17 protein-coding genes and 1 pseudogene are annotated in these 18938 nt (G+C 73.9%); 10 read left to right on the forward strand and 8 right to left on the reverse strand.

Annotated elements, in window-relative coordinates:
• The first annotated feature begins 179 nt into the window (after positions 1-179).
• The 4 genes from ACWCSD_RS26520 to ACWCSD_RS26535 all read left to right on the forward strand — a co-directional run bounded on the left by ACWCSD_RS26520 (position 180) and on the right by ACWCSD_RS26535 (position 2042).
• Complete coding sequence (locus ACWCSD_RS26520) at positions 180-779, forward strand: SMI1/KNR4 family protein (protein ID WP_449918748.1); 600 nt, start codon at positions 180-182, stop codon at positions 777-779.
• A 98-nt stretch (positions 780-877) separates the two neighbouring features.
• Complete coding sequence (locus ACWCSD_RS26525; RefSeq protein ID WP_397158613.1) at positions 878-1261, forward strand: SMI1/KNR4 family protein; 384 nt, start codon at positions 878-880, stop codon at positions 1259-1261.
• Between the two features lie 77 nt (positions 1262-1338).
• Positions 1339-1905: a DUF4291 domain-containing protein gene (locus ACWCSD_RS26530; protein ID WP_397158611.1), complete on the forward strand. Its 567-nt coding sequence runs from the start codon at positions 1339-1341 to the stop codon at positions 1903-1905.
• Positions 1902-2042, forward strand: coding sequence for a hypothetical protein (locus tag ACWCSD_RS26535; RefSeq protein ID WP_397158609.1), 141 nt, complete (start codon positions 1902-1904; stop codon positions 2040-2042). The genes ACWCSD_RS26530 and ACWCSD_RS26535 overlap by 4 nt, the downstream gene beginning before the upstream one ends.
• Before the next feature lie 145 nt (positions 2043-2187).
• Here the strand turns inward: ACWCSD_RS26535 and ACWCSD_RS26540 are convergent, their stop codons facing one another.
• Positions 2188-3180, reverse strand: coding sequence for a hypothetical protein (locus tag ACWCSD_RS26540; RefSeq protein ID WP_449918751.1), 993 nt, complete (start codon positions 3178-3180; stop codon positions 2188-2190).
• Between the two features lie 516 nt (positions 3181-3696).
• Here ACWCSD_RS26540 and ACWCSD_RS26545 point away from each other — a divergent pair.
• The 6 genes and pseudogenes from ACWCSD_RS26545 to ACWCSD_RS26570 form a co-directional block, all read left to right on the forward strand.
• A pseudogene (locus ACWCSD_RS26545) lies at positions 3697-4599 on the forward strand (RNA polymerase sigma factor); the annotation flags it as partial.
• A gap of 344 nt (positions 4600-4943) precedes the next feature.
• Positions 4944-5702 (forward strand): class I SAM-dependent methyltransferase, encoded by a 759-nt coding sequence (locus ACWCSD_RS26550; protein WP_358299223.1) that lies wholly within the window; start codon positions 4944-4946, stop codon positions 5700-5702.
• A gap of 11 nt (positions 5703-5713) precedes the next feature.
• The gene (gene add, locus ACWCSD_RS26555) at positions 5714-6652 is read left to right on the forward strand and encodes an adenosine deaminase (RefSeq protein WP_449918756.1); all 939 of its coding nucleotides are present in this window, start codon (positions 5714-5716) and stop codon (positions 6650-6652) included.
• Between the two features lie 157 nt (positions 6653-6809).
• The gene (locus tag ACWCSD_RS26560) at positions 6810-10652 is read left to right on the forward strand and encodes a Pls/PosA family non-ribosomal peptide synthetase (RefSeq protein WP_449918758.1); all 3843 of its coding nucleotides are present in this window, start codon (positions 6810-6812) and stop codon (positions 10650-10652) included.
• A complete protein-coding gene (locus ACWCSD_RS26565; RefSeq protein WP_449918761.1) occupies positions 10649-11944 on the forward strand; it encodes a M1 family metallopeptidase in 1296 nt (431 codons plus the stop codon). The genes ACWCSD_RS26560 and ACWCSD_RS26565 overlap by 4 nt, the downstream gene beginning before the upstream one ends.
• Positions 11945-12025: 81 nt before the next feature.
• Positions 12026-14119, forward strand: a complete 2094-nt coding sequence (locus ACWCSD_RS26570; RefSeq protein WP_449918764.1) for a molybdopterin-dependent oxidoreductase — start codon at positions 12026-12028, stop codon at positions 14117-14119.
• Here the strand turns inward: ACWCSD_RS26570 and ACWCSD_RS26575 are convergent.
• The 7 genes from ACWCSD_RS26575 to ACWCSD_RS26605 all read right to left on the reverse strand — a co-directional run bounded on the left by ACWCSD_RS26575 (position 14112) and on the right by ACWCSD_RS26605 (position 18795).
• Positions 14112-14594: a metallophosphoesterase family protein gene (locus ACWCSD_RS26575; RefSeq protein WP_449918766.1), complete on the reverse strand. Its 483-nt coding sequence runs from the start codon at positions 14592-14594 to the stop codon at positions 14112-14114. The genes ACWCSD_RS26570 and ACWCSD_RS26575 overlap by 8 nt on opposite strands.
• A gap of 7 nt (positions 14595-14601) precedes the next feature.
• Complete coding sequence (locus tag ACWCSD_RS26580; RefSeq protein WP_449918769.1) at positions 14602-15327, reverse strand: SRPBCC family protein; 726 nt, start codon at positions 15325-15327, stop codon at positions 14602-14604.
• Position 15328: 1 nt separating this feature from the next.
• A complete protein-coding gene (locus tag ACWCSD_RS26585) occupies positions 15329-15916 on the reverse strand; it encodes an ArsR/SmtB family transcription factor (protein ID WP_358299237.1) in 588 nt (195 codons plus the stop codon).
• A 32-nt stretch (positions 15917-15948) separates the two neighbouring features.
• Entirely contained in the window at positions 15949-17175 is a 1227-nt protein-coding gene (locus ACWCSD_RS26590) for an RNA polymerase sigma factor (protein WP_397158590.1), read from the reverse strand.
• Entirely contained in the window at positions 17172-17516 is a 345-nt protein-coding gene (locus tag ACWCSD_RS26595; protein WP_397158993.1) for a YciI family protein, read from the reverse strand. The genes ACWCSD_RS26590 and ACWCSD_RS26595 overlap by 4 nt, the downstream gene beginning before the upstream one ends.
• Before the next feature lie 19 nt (positions 17517-17535).
• Entirely contained in the window at positions 17536-18012 is a 477-nt protein-coding gene (locus tag ACWCSD_RS26600) for an ATP-binding protein (RefSeq protein ID WP_397158588.1), read from the reverse strand.
• Positions 18013-18126: 114 nt separating this feature from the next.
• Complete coding sequence (locus tag ACWCSD_RS26605; protein WP_449918771.1) at positions 18127-18795, reverse strand: PP2C family protein-serine/threonine phosphatase; 669 nt, start codon at positions 18793-18795, stop codon at positions 18127-18129.
• Positions 18796-18938 lie beyond the last annotated feature (143 nt).

Here is an 18938-nt window from a genome sequence, read left to right on the forward strand (position 1 = left end):
CGCCGCCATCTGGCACAACCGCGCCACCGGCCAGCCCATCACCCGATCCCTGATCGCCTACGACCACTGACCCGACTTAGGACTTACTCGTCTAGCTCCTGGTGCGACTGACCGCGATTGCGGCGTTGTGTCGGTGTGGCCTCGTAGACTCCCCGGCCACGTCGTCGAAGGGGATTGCCGTGGAAGACCCGACAGGGATCGCAGCGCTGACCGAGATCCTGCCCGCGAATCTCGGTGCGGACGAGGAGATCGACTGGTCGGCGGCAGAGGCGCGGTGGGGCACGCGGTTCCCGCGTGACTACATGGCCTTCATGTCCGTCTACGGCGGCGGCTCGTTCGCCGAGGTCGGCATCCTCATGCCGTTGCCCAAGGAGTACATCCAGTGGGATCCCGGGACCTTCGAGGAGGAGACGGAGAACGCCCGTGACACCTGGGAGATGCTGGGCGGCCAGGAAGGGCTCGACATCGACCCGAACCACATCCTCGCCTGGGGCATCACTTCGGGCCCCGACATCCTGTGCTGGCTGACCACCGATCCCGACCCCGACCGGTGGCCCGTCCTGGTCTGCGGCCGCCATACCCGCGAGGGCTTCACCCTCTTCCCCTGTGGCATGGTCGAATTCCTCCGCATGCTGCTCCTGGACGAGCACGACCCCTACCCCCTCAGCGTCGAGGTGCGTAACGCCTCGCCGCGCTACGTGCACTGGCTCGAAGAACAGAAGCGCTGGAAGGCGATAGCGGACCCCGGCTTCGGTTCGCCACGATCAGCCGATCAGTAGGGTTCGTCGCGCTCCGGGATCGTGCGGCCGATGCCGCGTCCGCGGGCAGGCGCGTCGGTGATCGTGTTGGGGCCGGAGGCTGTCGGGAGGGGTGCAGGGTGGCGGAGGCGGTTCCGAGGCCGGCGGCGGCGACGCCGGACGATGTCCTGCGGGCGCGGGCCGAGACGGCGATGAGCCTGCCGGCTCCGCTGGTGGCACTGTGGAGCGTTCGGAACGGCCTGCACACGGAGTGCGGTGTCGCGGTGTACTCGGCGGAAGACATCGGTGAACGCAACGCCACTTACGAGGTCGCGCGGTATGCGCCAGGGTTCCTCCTCGTCGGCGATGACAGCGGTGGCCGCGGATTCCTCCTGCGCGCCGACGACCCGGACTCCGCCGTGTTCTCCTCCGGTCTGGGCGATCTGGAGCCTGCGGGCTTCGACGTCGTGGCGGCGGACTTCGCGTCCTGGATCGAATCGCTTGGTCCTGGCCCCTCCTGCTGACAGCGGCCGGCGAGTCGATTCGACCGGAGGCGAAAAGGCTTCGCGATGTGAGCGCACCGGATGGCAGGGTGCAGCGCATGGCACCCCAGTACCAGATTCGCGCAGACTACGACGCTGACACGATCGTGGTCTACCAGGCGTATGCACCTGCCATAGCCGACGCGGCGCTGCGAGCGGGCCGCTTCGTCGCGCCGTTCTCGTTCCAGAGGATGACCTGGATCAAGCCCTCGTTCCTGTGGCTCATGCATCGCAGCAACTGGGCCCGCAAAGCCGGTCAGGAGCGCGTTCTCGCAGTGCGGATGACCCGGCGGGGCTGGGAGGAGGCTCTGTCCCAGGCCGTGCTCACGACAGCGGATCCGGCGGCTGTGGCCCGGGCAGCCGTACATGTCCAGTGGGACCCGGAACGTTCGTTGCGCGGAGCGGCGCTGAACCACTACAGCATCCAGGTCGGCATCGGCCGCGACCTGATCCGCGCCTTCACCGACGACTGGATCGTCAGCCTCACCGACCTCACCCCGCAGGTCCGCAAGGCCACGGTTCTGACACAAACCGGGCACGCCGCCAAGGCCCGACGGCTGTTCCCCGCCGAGCGGGTGTATCCCCTGCCGCGGACGCTGGAACGCCTCCTTGCCCCGGGCAGATGACGGCCTACCGGCAAGAGGGATGGACGAACCGTGCCAAGAGCGCATGGGATGCCACAGGCGCCGACCCGGAACTGGTGCACGAGACGCCGGGCGACCTGATGGACGACGTCCTCGGCAACCTGCCGCAGAACGTGTGATCGCGGTCGCGGTCCATGCTGGACGACTACGCGAGGCGGTGGCGCTTGAACCGGCGCATCGGCCGCGAGCCGACCCCCGATGGCGCGCCCACGCTCGTCCTGCCGACGTCCGGCGTGCGGACGAGGTCCGGCGCGCCCGGCTCGGCTAGGCGAGGCCGAGGTCCCGGCGCACGCGGGCGTAGTGGCGGCCTGGCAGCAGGCTGCCGACCGCCCATGGCTGGTTCTCCGGCATGCGCCTGCCCAAGCCCTCCAGCAGGCGCTGCGCGCCGGTGAGGTGGCCGCCGTGGTAGAGCGCCGCGCCGAACAGGTGCGCGGCGTCCAGCGCCCGCGGATGCGGCCGGGCGCCCTCGCGCCACTTGTCGGACGCCGCCACCAGCGGGCCGGCCACCTCAGGGTCGCCGAAGTAGCCTTCGAGGATCTCCCGGGCCGTACGCTCCGACTCGCCGATCCGGCCCCACGCGACTTCGAAGTGCGCCAGCGCCAGCGTTGCCGTCACAGGGTCGCCCGGCGGCGCCGCGTCCGCCGTGCGGCGGGCGAAGGCCAGCACCTCGTCGTCGGAGCCGTACCACTTGCCGCACAGCACCTGGACGCGGGTGTAGTGGCCCAGATACAGGTGCGGAGCGCGGGCGGTCAGCTCCGTCCAGAGGCGGTCGAGCTCCTGCCGGCCGGCCTGCGCGCCGAGCGCGTGCCACTGCAGCCGCTCCCACGGAACGGGATCGTCCGGACGGGCCTCGGCGGCCTGCCGCAGCGGGACGGCGGCGTCCGCCAGCACCTCGTGGAAGCGGGCGAAACGCTGGTCGCCCACGTGCGTGGCGTAGGCGCCGCCGCGGATCGCCCATGCCTGCCTGATCCGGGCGGCGCCGAGCCAGAGCAACGCGTCGGGGTCGTCGCCGGCCAGCCGCAGCAGCGCCTCGGTGTGCGCACGGGCGGCGATCCCCAGTTGCTCGACGCGCAGCGCACGCACCTCGTGGTCGTCGCGCGCCTGGCGGACCAGCTCCAGGCCCGGCTCCAGCCGTCCGGCCCGCACCTGGCGCAGCGCCTGCTCCAGCGCGGGATCGTCCCACGACCGGCCCGGACGCATCCGCGAGGTCTTGTCGAGCAGCTCGGCCGCGGCCGTGATCACCCGTATCAAGGACATCCGTGATCAATACCGCATGTGATCATGGCGTCGCAACAGCGTGAGTGGCCCCCTTCGAGGCCGTGGCACGGCTGGCCCGGCAAGCGCTTTCATGCCGTCAAAGCCGGAGAGATGCCCGTCGCCGTGAAGCAGGCCAGGGCGGGGCGAGGGGGCGGGCGTCTTCTGGAGTGCCGTCGGTCGGCGGGGGTGGTGGCGAGGGTACGGGGTTGGGGGGCTGGTCAGGGGGTGGATGGCGCCGGCGGGGAAGCGATGATCGGGTGTTCGTCGAAGCCACGTTCGAGGAAGTGTTGGGTAGCCTGGTCAGAGACGGCCCTGCCAGGCCCCGCTTCTTCCGTTCCCTCATGCCCTGAAGGTTCCGACGCCTATCGGCCCGCTACGTTTCCCCGCCGGCCCTGCCCGCAGGCCGGCTCAGTCACTGAGCGTCCACCCAACGCGAGCGAGGAGAGAATTTTGTCCCAAGCAGCAGAGGTTCTCGAACTGGACGACACCATCGCCGACGGTGGCACGGCCGTCGGCGCCGACTCGGTCAAGACCTATCTGAAGGAGATCGGGCGCGTCCCGCTGCTCACCGCCGAGCAGGAGATCGAGCTGGCCAAGCGCATCGAGGCCGGCCTGTTCGCCAGGGAACGGCTCGACAGCGAGCCCGGCCTGCCCTCCGAGCTGCGTGCCGACCTGGAGTGGATCGCCGACGACGGCCTTCGTGCCAAGCGCCGCATGCTGGAGGCCAACCTCCGGCTCGTCGTCTCCATCGCCAAGCGTTACACCGGCCGCGGCATGCTCTTCCTCGACCTGATCCAGGAGGGCAACCTCGGCCTGATCCGGACGATCGAGAAGTTCGACTACCGGCTCGGCTACAAGTTCTCCACCTACGCCACCTGGTGGATCAAGCAGGCCATCACCCGTGCCATGGCCGACCAGGCCCGGACGATCCGCATCCCCGTGCACATGGTCGAGCTGATCAACAAGGTGGCCCGCGTGCAGCGCCGCCTGCAGTCCGACCTGGGCCGCGAGCCCACCCCCGAGGAGATCGCCGCCGAGACCGATCTCGACGTCGAGCGGGTGTCGGAGGTGCAGGGCTACGGCCGGGAGCCGATCTCGCTGAGCACGCCGCTCGGCGAGGAGGGCGACAGCGAGTTCGGCGACCTGATCGAGGACACCGAGGCCGTCTCCCCGGCCGACGCGGTCTCGTTCACGCTGCTGCAGCAGCAGTTGCACAGCCTGCTCGACCAGCTTTCCGAGCGCGAGGCGGGCGTGATCACGATGCGCTACGGCCTGGCCGACGGCAAGCCGCGCACCCTCGACGAGATCGGCCGCGTCTACGGCGTCACCCGTGAGCGCATCCGGCAGATCGAGGCCAAGACCATGTCCAAGCTGCGTCACCCCTCCCGGGCCATGGCGCTGCGCGACTACCTGAGCTGACCGCCCGATCCCGGGAGCGGCAGCACGCCGCTGCCTGAGCCGATCGTTCCCGCCCGGGAACGGCAGCACGCGACACGCCGAGCAGGGCTCGCCGTGTGGACGTGGAGCGTCACCGCCTTGTCGACCGAACCAGCCGCCGCAGACGCCGGCGCGACCAGCGACAGGCACGACCTCCGTCCACCCCGGCGACGGCCACCCGAGCACCCGCGTGCCGCGAGCCACGGCGACGCGCCCGTCACCCACGGGGAAGAGCGGTCCAGGGGTGGGAAAGGGCGGGTAAAAGGGCGCTCTGGAGTGTGTGGAGCCCGGAGCGGGCCGGGTGGGCCGGACCTACTCTGCCCAACGTGAAACGCTCCCGTACGAGCCTCGTCCACCAGGCCGCCTACGCGTTCCGGCACCCCCACAGGATCGCCCCTCACCTGCGCCGGCTGGCCCGCGACACCTGGTTCCGGCTCCGCACCCACGACCACGTCACCTACTACCGCGCCGTCATGAGGTCCGACACGGCCCGCGACCCCGAGGGCGCCGTGGGGTCGCACCGGCACCGGCGCTGGCTCGCCCTGGGACGCATGCAGTTCGACTACCTGGTGGAGCACGGGCTCAAGCCCGACTGCCGGATGCTGGAGATCGGCTGCGGGAACCTGCGCGCCGGCCGCCTGTTCATCGGCTACCTGTTCACCGGCAACTACTACGGCATCGACATCTCGCCCGACATCCTGCTGGCCGCCCAGGACACGGTCGAGAAGCACGCCCTGCAGGACAAGCTGCCGTACCTGGCGCCGGTGCGCGACCTGCGGCTGGCGTTCCTGCCGGACGAGTACTTCGACGTCGTCCACGCCCACAGCGTCTTCTCGCACTCGCCGATCGAGGTCATCGAGGAGTGCTTCGCCAACGTGGGCCGGGTCATGAAGCCGGACGGCTGGTTCGACTTCACCTTCGACCGGACCGAGGGCGAGGAGCACCACGTCCTGCGCGAGGACTTCTACTACCGCACCGAGACGCTGGTCGAACTGGCCCGCAAGCACGGGCTGAAAGCGACGTTCATGGACGACTGGGAGCAGGGCCCACATAAGCAGTCGAAAATCCGCATCACCCGGCGATAACCTCCCGGAGAGTGAGAGACCTCCGCCTGCTGCCCAAGGCCCACCTGCACGTCCATCTGGAGAGCACCGTACGGCCCGCGACCGTGCGCGAGCTGGGCGGCCCGCCCGAGCCCGAGGGCCCGTTCGCCGACTTCCGCGAGTTCGCCGACCAGCGGGCCAAGGTGCGCGGCCTGCTGCGCACCCCCGAGCACTTCCGGCGCGTCGCCCTGGAGTTCTGCGAGGACGAGGCCGCCCAGGGCACCCGCTACGTCGAGGTCACCTTCACCGCCGCCGCCCACGGGGAACGGCTGGGCGCCCCGGAGATGCCGCTGGAGGCGGTGCTCGACGGCCTGGCCGAGGGCAGGCGGTACGGCGTCGAGGCCCGGGTGCTGCTCGACCACTCCAGGCGGCGGCCCCTGGAGCGGCTGTGGCGGACGTACGAGCTGGCCACCCGCTACGACGAGGTGATCGGCCTCGGGCTCGCGGGCGACGAGGCCCATCCGCTGGCCCCCTTCGCCGAGGTGTTCGCCGCGGCCGGGGACGCGGGCCTGCACCTGGTGCACCACGCGGGCGAGGCGGCCGGGCCGGCGAGCATCCGCGAGGCGCTGGACCTGGGCCGCACCGAGCGGCTCGGCCACGGCATCCGGGTGCTGGACGACCCGGCGCTGGTGGCGGAGGTGCGCGAGCGCGGCGTCCCGCTGGAGGTCTGCCCCACGTCGAACGTCCTGCTCGGGCTGGTGCCGTCGCTGGCCGCGCACCCGCTGCCGCGCCTGCGCGAGGCGGGGCTCGCGGTCACGGTCAACACCGACGGCGAGACGGCGCTGGCCGAGGAGTACCTGCGGCTGCGCGAGGTCTTCGGGTACGGCGACGACGTCCTGGCCGAGCTGGCCCGCGCCTCGATCAGGGCCTCCTTCGCCCCGGACGCCCTCAAGGCGGACCTGCTGGCCGCCGTCGACGCCTGGCTCCGCTGACCCGACCGGCCCCCGCCGGGCACGGCGATCTCCGTCACACCATGGAATAGTTGGCGAATCGGCGACCGTTGCGAACGGAGGTGGCGCGAACGCCACGACAGTGGCAGCCCGCGGCCTTGACGGGCCGGGGCCGACCGCCCGACCGAAGGAGCAGCGTTTGCGCACCGACTCGGCAGACTTAGGACTCAGGACCGCGTCGGCGGTCTACCCGGCGGGCATGCTGGCCGCGCCGCCCCGCACGCTGATCGACATCCTCGACGAGACCACCCGCCGCCACCCCGGCGCGCCCGCGCTGGACGACGGCGCCGTGTGCCTGGACTACCGGTCGCTGCGCGCCGAGGTCGACCGGGTCGCCGCCGAGCTGGCCGCGGCCGGCGTCGGGCGCGGCTCCCGGGTGGGCGTGCGCATCGCCTCCGGCACCGCCGAGCTGTACGTCTCCATCCTCGCCGTGCTCGCCACCGGCGCCGCGTACGTCCCCGTGGACGCCGACGACCCGGACGAACGCGCCGAACTCGTCTTCGCCGAGGCCGCCGTGGACGCCGTGCTCGACGGCGGCCCGGTCACGCGGGCCCGCCAGGCGGCCACGCCCGAGCGGCCCACCCCGGACGACGACGCCTGGATCATCTTCACCTCCGGCTCCACCGGCAGGCCCAAGGGCGTGGCGGTGACGCACCGCTCGGCCGCCGCGTTCGCCGACGCCGAGGCCGGGCTCTTCCTGCAGGACCGGCCGCTCGGCCCGGGTGACCGGGTGCTGGCCGGGCTGTCGGTGGCCTTCGACGCCTCCTGCGAGGAGATGTGGCTGGCCTGGCGGCACGGCGCCTGCCTGGTGCCCGCGCCCAGAGCGCTCGTGCGCACCGGCATGGACCTGGCCCCCTGGCTGGCCGGGCAGGGCGTCACCGCCGTCTCGACGGTGCCGACCCTGGCCGCGCTCTGGCCCGCCGCGCACCTCGACGGCATCCGGCTGCTCATCTTCGGCGGCGAGGCCTGCCCGCCCGAGCTCGCCGAACGGCTGGCCGTGCCCGGCCGCGAGGTGTGGAACACCTACGGGCCCACCGAGGCGACCGTGGTGGCCTCGGCCGTCCGCCTGACGGGGGAGGGACCCGTACGCATCGGCCTGCCCCTGGACGGCTGGGACCTGGCGGTCGTGGACGGCGCGGGCGAGCCGGTCGCCATGGGCGAGACCGGCGAGCTGATCATCGGCGGCGTGGGCCTGGCCCGCTACCTCGATCCGGCCAAGGACGCCGAGAAGTACGCGCCGCTGCAGTCCCTGGGCTGGGAGCGCGCCTACCGCAGCGGCGACCTCGTCCGCGCCGAGCCCGAGGGTCTCGTCTTCGCCGGCCGCGCCGACGACCAGGTGAAACTGGGCGGACGCCGGATCGAGCTGGGCGAGGTGGACGCCGCCCTGAACGCGCTGCCCGGCGTCACCGGCGCGGCCGCGGCCGTCCGCACCGCGGGCGGCGGCCACCAGGTGCTCGTCGGCTACGTCGTCACCGGGCCCGGCTTCGACGCCGGACGGGCCCGCGAGCTGCTGGCCGGCTCGCTGCCCGCCGCGCTCGTGCCCCGCCTGGCCCCTGTGGACGCCCTGCCCACCAGGACCTCCGGCAAGATCGACCGGGACGCGCTCCCGTGGCCGCTGGACGGCCCGGCCGCCGCGGACCCCGGCCTGACCCCGGCCGAGGCGCTGCTGGCCGCGCAGTGGACCGAGATCCTCGGCGTGCGCCCGGAAGGGCCCGGGTCGGACTTCTTCGCCGACGGCGGCACCAGCCTGGCCGCCGCCCGCCTGGTCTCCGTGCTCCGGGCCACCCACCCCGACGTGGCCGTCGGCGACGTCTACGCCCACCCGACCCTCGCCGGACTGGCCGAGCTGCTGGCCGCCAGGGGCGGGACGCAGGCCCCCGCGCACGCCGCGGCCGCCCCCATGCCGAAACGCGCCGCGCTGGCGCAGACCGCGCTGATGATCCCGCTGCTCACCGCGGGCGCGCTGCGCTGGGTCGTGCCGCTGGCCGCGCTCGGCAACGTGCTCGCCCCGCCGTGGGCGCCGCGGCTGTCGTGGTGGTGGGTGACGCTCGGCGCGCTGGCGTTCGTCACCCCCATGGGACGCATGGGCCTGTCGGCGGCGGTCGCCCGGCTGTTGCTGCGCGGCGTGCGCCCCGGCGCCCACCCGCGCGGCGGCGGCGTGCACCTGCGGTTGTGGTTCGCCGAGCGGTTCGCCGAACGGCTCGGCGTGCCCGACCTGGCCGGCGCGCCGTGGATGGCCTGGTACGCCCGGCTGCTCGGCGCCACCGTCGGCCCGGACGCCGACCTGCACTCGCCCCCGCCGATCACCGGCCTGCTCAAGCTGGGCCGGGGCGCCTCCGTCGAGCAGGAGGTCGACCTGTCCGGCCACTGGTACGACGGCGACCTGCTGCGCGTCGGCGAGATCCGCATCGGCGCGGGCGCCACCGTCGGCTCCCGCTCGACCCTGCTGCCCGGCGCGCGCGTCGGCAAGAACGCGCAGGTCGCCCCCGGCTCCGCGGTGGCCGGGACGGTCCCGTCCGGCGAGCGCTGGGCCGGCGTCCCGGCCTTCCGCCAGGGCAAGCCGCGCCGTTCCCGGCCGGCGGAGCGCGCCGCCCGCTCCCGCCCGTGGGTCGCGTTGTACGGGGTGAGCGCGGTCGTGCTCAGCCTGCTCCCGGTGGCCGCGGCCGGTGTCGCGCTCGCCGTCCTGGCCGCCTTCGCCGGGGACGAGGTCACGCTCGGCGGCGCGCTGGCCGCCGCCCTGCCCGCCGTGCCGTTGGCCACGGTCGCCGGCATGGCGGCCTTCGCGCTGGTCACGCTGGCCGGCGTGCGGCTGCTCGGCCTGGGGCTGCACCCCGGTCACCATCCGGTGCACAGCCGTCCGGCCTGGCAGGCGTGGGTGACCGGCCGGCTGATGGCCTCGGCCCGGGTGTGGCTGTTCCCGCTGTACGCCAGTGTCCTGACGCCCGTCTGGCTGCGGGCGCTCGGCATGAAGGTGGGCCGCGGCGCCGAGCTGTCCACGGTGCTCGCGCTGCCCACGATGACCTCCGTCGGCGACGGCGCCTTCCTGGCCGACGACACCATGGTGGCCCCGTACGAGCTGGACGGCGGCTGGATGCGCCTGGCCTCGGCCCGGATCGGCAAGCGCGCCTTCCTCGGCAACTCCGGGATGACCGCCCCCGGCCGCAAGGTGCCCAAGGACGGCCTGGTCGGCGTGCTGTCGGCAACGCCCAAGAAGGCCAAGTCGGGCTCCTCGTACGTGGGCATGCCGCCCATGGAGCTGCGCCGCACGGCCGAGGAGGCCGACCGCCGCAGGACCTACGACCCGCCCGCGCGGTACCGGGTGGCGCGGGCGCTGGTCGAGGTGTGCCGGGTGGTGCCCGCGATGGGCGTGGTCGCGCTGGCCGTGCTGGCGGTGGCGGCGTTCGAGTGGCTGGCCGCCGGTCGCGGCTTCGCCGTGGCCGCCGCGCTCGGCGGGCTGGTGGTGCTGGCCGCCGGGGTGCTCGCCGCGGCGGTCGCCACGGCCGCCAAATGGGCGCTGGTCGGCCGGATCAAGGCCGGGAACAGGCCGCTGTGGAGCTCGTTCGTGTGGCGCAACGAGCTGGCGGACAACTTCGTCGAGGTGCTGGCCGCGCCCTGGTTCGCCCAGCCGTGGCTGGGGACCGCCCCGCTGAACGTGTGGCTGCGCTCCCTCGGGGCACGCATCGGACGTGGGGTCACCTGCGAGACGTACTGGCTGCCGGAGGCGGATCTGGTGACGCTCGGCGACGGCGCGTGCGTCAACCGGGGATGCGTGCTCCAGACGCACCTGTTCCACGACCGGGTCATGAGCATCGACACGGTGACGCTGGAGGCCGGCGCGACGCTCGGCCCGCACGGCGTCGTCCTGCCCGCCGCGCGGGTGGGCGCGGGCACGACGGTCGGGCCGGCGTCCCTGGTCATGCGCGGCGAGGCGCTGCCCGGCGGCAGCCGGTGGTTCGGCAACCCCGTCTCGGTGTGGCGATGACGGCGTACTTCCCGGGGCACGGCGACCACCGGTACGCGGTCGAGCACTACGACCTGGCGCTGCACTACCGGCTCGCGGCCAACCGGCTCGACGGCACCGCCCGCCTGACGGTCCGCGCCGCCGAGCCGCTCGCCGATCTCGGCCTCGACCTCGGACACTTCCGCGTCCAGGGCGTCACGGTGGCCGGCCGGGCCGTCCGCCACACGCACGGCCAGGGCAAGCTGCGCCTCACCCTGCCCGGCCCGCTGGCCGCCGGGGAGCGGGCCGTCGTCGAGGTGCGGTACGCGGGCACGCCCGTCCCGGTGCGCAGCCCGTGGGGCGGCCTCGGCTGGGAGGAGCTGACCGACGGCGCGCTGGTGGCCGGTCAGCCGATCGGCGCGCCCTCCTGGTTCCCGTGCAACGACCGGCCGGACGACAAGGCCCCCTACCGGATCTCGGTGACGACGGCGCCGGCGTACCAGGTGATCGCCAACGGCGTGCTCACCGCCAGGCGGCGGGCGTCCGGGACCACGACGTGGGTCTACGAGCAGGCCGAGCCGATGGCGACGTACCTGGCCAGCGTGCAGATCGGGCGCTACCAGCTCTCGGAGGCGGGCGGCACGCGCCTGGCCCACCCCGCGCGGCTGGCCGCCCGCGCCCGGCACGACTTCGGCCGCCAGGGCGAGATGATGGCGCTGTTCGGCGAGCTGTTCGGGCCCTACCCGTTCAGCGGCTACACCGTCGTCGTGGCCGACGACGACCTCGACATCCCGGTCGAGGCGCAGGGCATGTCGATCTTCGGCAGGAACCACGTCGACGGCGCGCGCGGCTGCGAGCGGCTGGTCGCGCACGAGCTGGCCCACCAGTGGTTCGGCAACAGCCTCACCGTGGCGGGGTGGGCCGACATCTGGCTGCAGGAGGGGTTCGCCACGTACGCGGAGTGGTTGTGGTCGGAGCGCTCGGGCGGCCCGCCCGCGGACGAGCACGCGCTGCGCTGGCACCGCAGGCTCGCCGCGCTGCCGCAGGACTTCGTGCTGGCCGACCCCGGCCCGGCCGCGCTGTTCGACGATCGCGTCTACAAGCGTGGCGCGCTGACCCTGCACGCCCTCCGCCGGGCGGCCGGCGACCAGGCGTTCTTCACGCTCCTGCGCTCCTGGGCCGACAGCCGCCGGTACGGCAGCGTCACCACGCGGGAGTTCGCCGCGCACGCCGAGCGGCACGTCCCGGCCGGCGCGCTGCTGACCGCGTGGCTGTACGACCGGCCCCTGCCGCCGATGGCGGGCGGCGCCCTGACCCGCGACCGCGGCGCCTGACCCGCACACCGCGCCGACCTGGCCGGACGGTCGCCGGGGTGGCGGCTCGGGGACGGACGCGTCCGCTCATAGCCTGGTCACATGGTGACCCGGCTCGCGACCTGCAACCTGTGCGAGGCCATGTGCGGCCTGCGCGTCGACCTGGACGGCGACCGGATCACCGGCATCCGCGGCGACGAGGACGACCCGCTGTCGGCCGGGCACCTGTGCCCCAAGGCGGTGGCCCTGCAGGACGTGCGCGAGGACCCCGACCGGCTGCGCCGTCCCGTGGTCCGCACCCCGGACGGCTGGCGCGAGGTCCCCTGGGCGTACGCGTTCGACCTGGTCGCCGCCCGGCTGGCCGGGACGCGCATCGTGCACGGCCCCGACGCCGTGGCCGTCTACCTCGGCAACCCGGTGGTCCACAGCCTGGGCGCGCTGACGCACGCGCCGCCGTTCGCCCGCCTGCTGGGCACCCGCAACCGCTACTCCGCCGCCTCCCTCGACCAGCTCCCGCACCAGTACGTGGCCCGCCACCTGTACGGCAGCCAGTGGCTGCTCCCCGTGCCCGACATCGACCGCACGGCCTACTTCCTGGCCTTCGGCGCCAACCCGGCCGTCTCCAACGGCAGCGTGATGAGCGCGCCCGGCATCGTCCGGCGCATCCGCGACCTGCGCGCCCGCGGCGGCCGGATGGTGCTGTTCGACCCGCGCCGCACGGAGACCGCCCGCCTCGCCGACGAGCACCACTTCGTCCGCCCCGGCACCGACGCCGCGCTCATCCTGGCCATGGTCGGCCTGATCGTCACCGGCGGCGCCGCCCGTCCCGCGCCCTACGTGGACGGGCTCGACCGGCTGGCCTCGGCGCTGGAGGCGTTCACGCCGGAGCGGGCCGCGGCCGTCACCGGCGTGCCGGTCGAGGTGATCACCCGGGTCGCGGCCGAGTTCGCCGCCGCTCCCAGCGCCGCCGCCTACGGCCGGATCGGCGTGTCCACCCAGCGGTTCGGCACCCTGTGCCAGTGGGGGATCCAGCTGCTGAACCTGGTCACCGGCAACCTCGACCGGCCCGGCGGCACGCTGATGAGCAGGCCGGCCGTCGACCCGGTGCGCAACCGCCTGATCGACCCCGGCCACGAGGGCAGGTGGCGCAGCCGGGTGCGCGGCCTGCCGGAGTTCGGCGGCGAGCTGCCCGCCGCGGCGCTCGCCGAGGAGATCCGCACGCCCGGCGCAGGGCAGGTGCGGGCGCTGGTGACCATCGCCGGCAACCCGGTGCGCTCGGCCCCCGGCGGGCACGAGCTGTCGCGGGCCCTTTCCGGACTCGACTTCATGGTCAGCCTCGACTTCTACGTCAACGAGACCACCCGGCACGCCGACGTCATCCTGCCGCCCACCGACCTGCTCGAACGCGACCACTACGACCTCGTCTTCAACCTGGTCGCGGTCCGCGACCACGCCCGCTACACCCCGGCCGTGCTGCCCAGGACGCCCGGCGCCCGGCACGACTGGGAGATCCTGCGCGAGCTGGCCCGGCGATACGGCCGCCTGGTCCGGGCCGGGTCGCTGTCCGACCGGCTCATGCTGCGGCTCTCGCCGGAGCGGATCGTGGACCTCGGGCTGCGGGCGGGGCCGTACCGGCTGAGCGTGGCGCGGTTGCGCCGCCACCCGCACGGGCTGGACCTGGGCCCGCTCAAGCCGAGCCTGCCCGGTAGGCTGCGCACGCCGGGCCGCCGCGTCCAGGCCGCGCCGCCCGTCCTGCTCGACGGGCTCGCCCGCGCCCGCGCCGAGCTGCTGGCCCCCGCCCCCGCCGGGCTGCTGCTGATCGGCCGCCGGCACCTGCGCGACGACAACTCCTGGCTGCACAACTCCGCCCGGCTGGCCAAGGGCCGCCCCCGGCACCACCTGCTCATGCACCCCGGCGACCTGCGCGCCCGCGGGCTCACCGACGGCGCGCTGGTCCGGGTGCGCTCCCGCAGCGGCGAGGTGACGGTGGAGGTCAGCGCGAGCGAGGACGTCATGCCCGGCGTGGTCAGCCTGCCCCACGGCTACGGCCACGACCGGCCGGGCGTGCTGCTGTCGGTCGCGGCCACGCTGGGGGGCGCCAGCGCCAACGACCTCACCGACCCCTGCCTCCTGGACGAGCTCACCGGCACGGCGGCGCTGAACGGCGTGCCGGTCACCGTCGAGCCGCTCAGCTGACGGGCACGATCTCCGCGCGGGTCAGGACGCCGTCCTCGACGGTCAGCAGCCCGATCGTGCCGTGCGGCTGGCGACGGCGGTCGGTGGGGGAGCCCGGGTTGAAGATGCGCAGCCCCTCGCCCGACTCGTCGAGCGGGATGTGCGAATGGCCGAAGACCACCAGGGCGGCCTCGGGGAAGCGGCGGCGCAGCCGGGCCAGGCGGCCCTTGGCGGGCCCGCTGTCGTGGATCATCCCGATCCGCAGGCCCTCCAGGGTCAGCTCCAGCGTCTCCGGCGCCACCACGTCGGGGCCGTCGTTGTTGCCCTTCACCACGTGCACCGGGGCGTAGGCGGCCAGCTCGTCGAGCACCGGGCGCACGCAGACGTCCCCGGCGTGCAGGATGACGTCGGCCCCGCGCAGGTGCTCGGCCACCCGGGGCGGGCAGGCGCGCCACCGCCGGGGCGCGTGGGTGTCGGACAGCGCCACCACGTTCATCCGGACGTCATGCCCGCAGATCCTCCAGCCAGGCCCGCCAGGCCGGAGCCTGCCCCGCGGGGTCGCCGAACAGCAGGTGCATGGCCAGCAGGCTGCCGCCCATGCCCTGGACGAACCGGTAGAGGGCGTCGGGGGTGCGGACGCCGACGCTCTGGGCGTTGCGGACGTAGACCACGCCCTGGACCGGGGGCAGACCGGGCGGCGCGAGCCGGACGGTGGCGCCGGGCTCGGGGCGGCCGCCGAGGGCGGCGTACAGGGCCCGCCAGGCGCGCGGCCAGTCGCTCACCGGCGGGCCGGACTCGGTGAGCGGGGTCGCGGCCCGGCCGGCGAAGTGGCCGAGGTACTCCGTCAGCGTCGCGAAGAACAGGGCCAGGCCCGTGGACATCGCCTCGTACTCCTGCTCCCAGTCGTCGCCGGGCAGGAAGCCGCTGGTGACCATGCGGACCAGGGTGCTGCCCTGGCCGCGGCCCTCCAGCAGGAACTCGTAGGCCACGAAACGGCCGTCGGGGCCCGGGACGCCGGAGTGGGCGAAACGCTTGAGCGGATCTTCGGCGGTCACCCTGGACTCGGGCAGCTCGGCCCCGGCGAAGGCGGTGCGGATCGCGCCGCCCTCGACCTCGTTGCGGCCCATGAACCACGAGTCGATGCCCGGCCCGGTGGTGATGGCCGCCCACACCTGCTCGGGCGTCGCCTCGACCATGGACTCAAGGGGGATCTCGAACTCGCGCCCCACCTCAGGAACCCTTCTTCACGGACGGGTGCACGGCGACGATCAGACGATGGTCCCGCCCGCCCTCCGCGGACTCGTCATGATATTTGCTGACCAGCGAGGTGACGCACTGCGCCAGCTCCTCGGCGAACGCGGCCCGGTCGGCGGCCGAGGCGAAGCGCACCTCGCCGTCGATGGCGAACGTGGCCACCTTCTTCTGCGCCTTGGCCGCGCCGGTGATCAGCGTGCCGACGTCGCGGACGAGCTGCGCCGCCAGGGCCAGCAGCCAGCGCGCCGACAGCCGGTCGGGGGACCGGGCCGGATCGGGCTGCACGGCGGCCAGGGCCGTGGGGGAGATCACGAAGGAGGCGGCCGTGGCCTGCATGACACGCTCGGTGACGTTGCCCTTCCTGCGCTCCTCGACCAGCTCGACCAGCCCGTGGCGTTCGAGGGTGCGCAGGTGGTAGTTGACCTTCTGCCTGGCCAGGCCCACCTTGGCGGCCAGGGACGTGGCAGAGCCCGGCTCGACCAGCTCCGCCAGCAACTTCGACCGCATCGGGTCGAGCGACGCCTCGGCGGCCGCCGCGTCTTCGATCGCTGCCACTTCGTGCATGCCTGAAACGATCGCACCGAAAAAAATCGTTGTCAAGCCAGCCGGGCGGCCTTGCCCTCCAGATAGCGCTGCTCAGGCAGACTGAGCGTCCGCCGGGCCGCCTCGCGGAAGGCCAGCGCCGCCCCCTCCGCGTCGCCCTCCATCTCCAGCAGGTGGGCGCGGACCGCGGCCAGCCGGTGGTGGCCCGCCAACCGGTCGTCGGCGGCCAGGCCGTCGAGCAGGTCGAGCCCGGCCCGCGGGCCGTGCACCATGGCGGCGGCCACGGCCTGGTTGAGCCGCACCACCGGGTTGTCCTCCAGCCCGGCCAGCACGCCGTAGAGCGCCAGGATCTGCGGCCAGTCGGTCTCGGCGGCGGTGGGCGCCTCGTCGTGCACGGCCGCGATCGCCGCCTGCAACTGGTACGGGCCCAGCGCGCTGGTGGCCAGCGCCTTGCTGACCAGCTCGACGCCCTCCTCGATCAGCCGCCGGTCCCACGACGAGCGGTCCTGCTCGGCCAGCGGCACCAGCGAGCCGCCCGGCCCGGTGCGCGCCGCCCGCCGCGCCTCGGTCAGCAGCATGAGCGCCAGCAGCCCGGCGACCTCGCCGTCGCCGGGCAGCAGCCGGTGGACGAGCCGGGCCAGCCGGATCGCCTCGCCGGTCAGCTCGGGCCGCTGCAGGTCCGGCCCGGAGGTGGCGGTGTAACCCTCGTTGAAGATCAGGTAGAGCACGTGCAGCACCACGCGCAGCCGCTCGGCCCGCTCCGGCTCCGGCGGCGGCCCGAACGGCACCCCCGTGGACCTGATGCGCTGCTTGGCCCGGCTGATGCGCTGGGCCATCGTCGCCTCCGGCACCAGGAACGCCGCCGCGATCTGCGCCGTGGTCAGGCCGCCCACGGCCCGCAGCGTGAGCGCGAGCTGCGAGGGCTCCGAGAGCGACGGGTGGCAGCACAGGAACAGCAACGTCAGCGTGTCGTCGCCGGACGGCGTGCGCTCCTCGCCCGGCGCCGGCTCGACGAACTCGTCGGCCGGGACGGCGACCGCCGCGCTCTCCTCCCGCCGCCGGCGCGCGCTCTCGCTGCGGAAGTGGTCGATGACCCGGCGGGAGGCGACCGTGATCAGCCAGGCCCGCGGGTTGTCCGGCACGCCCTGGTCGGGCCACTGCACGGCGGCGTCGAGCAGGGCCTCCTGGACGGCGTCCTCGCAGGCGTCGAACTGCTCGTAACGGCGGACGAGCACGCCGAGCACCTGCGGCGCCAGCTCGCGCAGCAGCCCTTCGATCACTCCGCCACCTCGTCGATGACGGGCCGCACCTCCATGGCGCACAGACGCGCGTCCGGCCAGCGCGCGGCGATCTCGGTGGCCCGCTCGACGCTCGCGCAGTCGACGATCAGATAGCCCGCCAGGTACTCCTTGGCCTCCAGGAAGGGGCCGTCGGTGACGGCGGGCACGCCGTCGCGCACCTTCACGGTCTTGGAGGAGGCGGGGTCGCCCAGCGCCTGGCCCCCGGCCAGCTCGCCGTTGGCCTCCAGCTCGGCCATGAGCGCGTCGACCTCGGCCATGACCTGGTCGAACCCGTCGGCGACGGCCTGCTGGGCGGCGGGGTTGCTGTAGATGAGCAGCATGTATTTCACCTGCCTCATCCTAGGGTTCCGGGAAATCCGGCCGGGCCGGGCCGGAGTCAACGGGGTCGCAGCCCTGCGGGACGAGGGTGCCGGGCGGCCGGTCGGCGGCGGTCCGCACGCTCATGTGCAGGCGTAACCGGGAGCCCCGCGGGCTCTGGTCGAGCTCGACGCGGTCGCACAGGTGCTGGATCAGCCACAGGCCGAAGCCGAACCCCGCCGAGTGGGCGCGGCCGTGCTCGGCCGCGGCCAGGTGGGCCGCGCTGAGCCGGCCGGCCTCGTCCGCGATCTCCACCGTGACGCCGCCGGAGTCGGTGCGGGCCAGCACGGTGCCGGTGCCGCCGCCGTGGTCGAGGACGTTGGTGACCGCCTCGTTGACCGCCAGCACGAAGTTGTCCAGGCGCTCACCGGACAGCCCGCCGCGGCCGGCGTGGTCGCGCACGAGGCGGCGGATGGCGTCGAGATCGGTGCTGATGGGACAGCGTAGCTCCGGTTCCATGCCCATGGTCTGATCAGTCCTGCCTGGGTGTGGCGTGGCGGGGGACCCGGCTCTGGTTGCTTACCAGACGCAAGCCCGGCAAACTCCCGGGCCGCCCGGCCGCGGCGCGGACGGCTACTGGAGGCGGGCGCCGATGATGCACGTGTCGTCGTCGGTGTCGGAGTTGCTGTGCGTCAGCAGGTGGTCGAGGCGCTGCTCCAGGGTGGCCGCGGGGTGCCGGGCGATGTCCAGGAGCCGCTGCTGGGACTCGTGCAGGTTGACGTCCCGCCGTTCGATCAGGCCGTCGGTGTACATGAGCAGGATGTCGTCGGAGGCGAGCTGGACGTGCGTCTCCTCGTACTCGGCCTCGGCGACCGCCCCGAGCAGCAGGCCCTTGGTCATGTCGAGCTCCCTGGCCTGGCCGTCGCGGACCAGGATGGGCGGCAGGTGCCCGGCCCTGGCGTAGCGCAGCACGCGGGTGCGGGGGTCGAACAGCCCGCAGATCGCGGTGGCCGTGACGTTGGCGGTCAGGTGGTGGGCGACCAGGTTGAGCCAGGTCAGCAGCTGGCCCGGCCCGGCGCCGGTGGCGGCCAGGCCGCGCAGCGCGTTGCGCAGCACGACCATGCCGGTGGCCGCCTCGATGCCGTGCCCGGCGACGTCGCCGACCGACAGCAGGATCTGCTTGGTGGGCAGCACGACCGCGTCGTACCAGTCGCCGCCGACCAGGTGCTCCTTCTCGGCCGGCCGGTAGCGCACGGCGATCTGCAGGTCGAACGCCTCCAGCGGCTCCCGGCTCGGCGGCATGATCGCCTGCTGGAGCTGCAGGGCCAGCCGGTTGCGCTCGGCGGCCTGCTGCTCGGTGTGTCGTCAAATGCGTCCCCAGCCACCTCGAACTCCTGGCCTCCGGCGGCGACCTGGCGGCCGTCCTACCAGGCAGACTGCTCATC

This window comes from Nonomuraea sp. NPDC001684 (assembly GCF_053596515.1).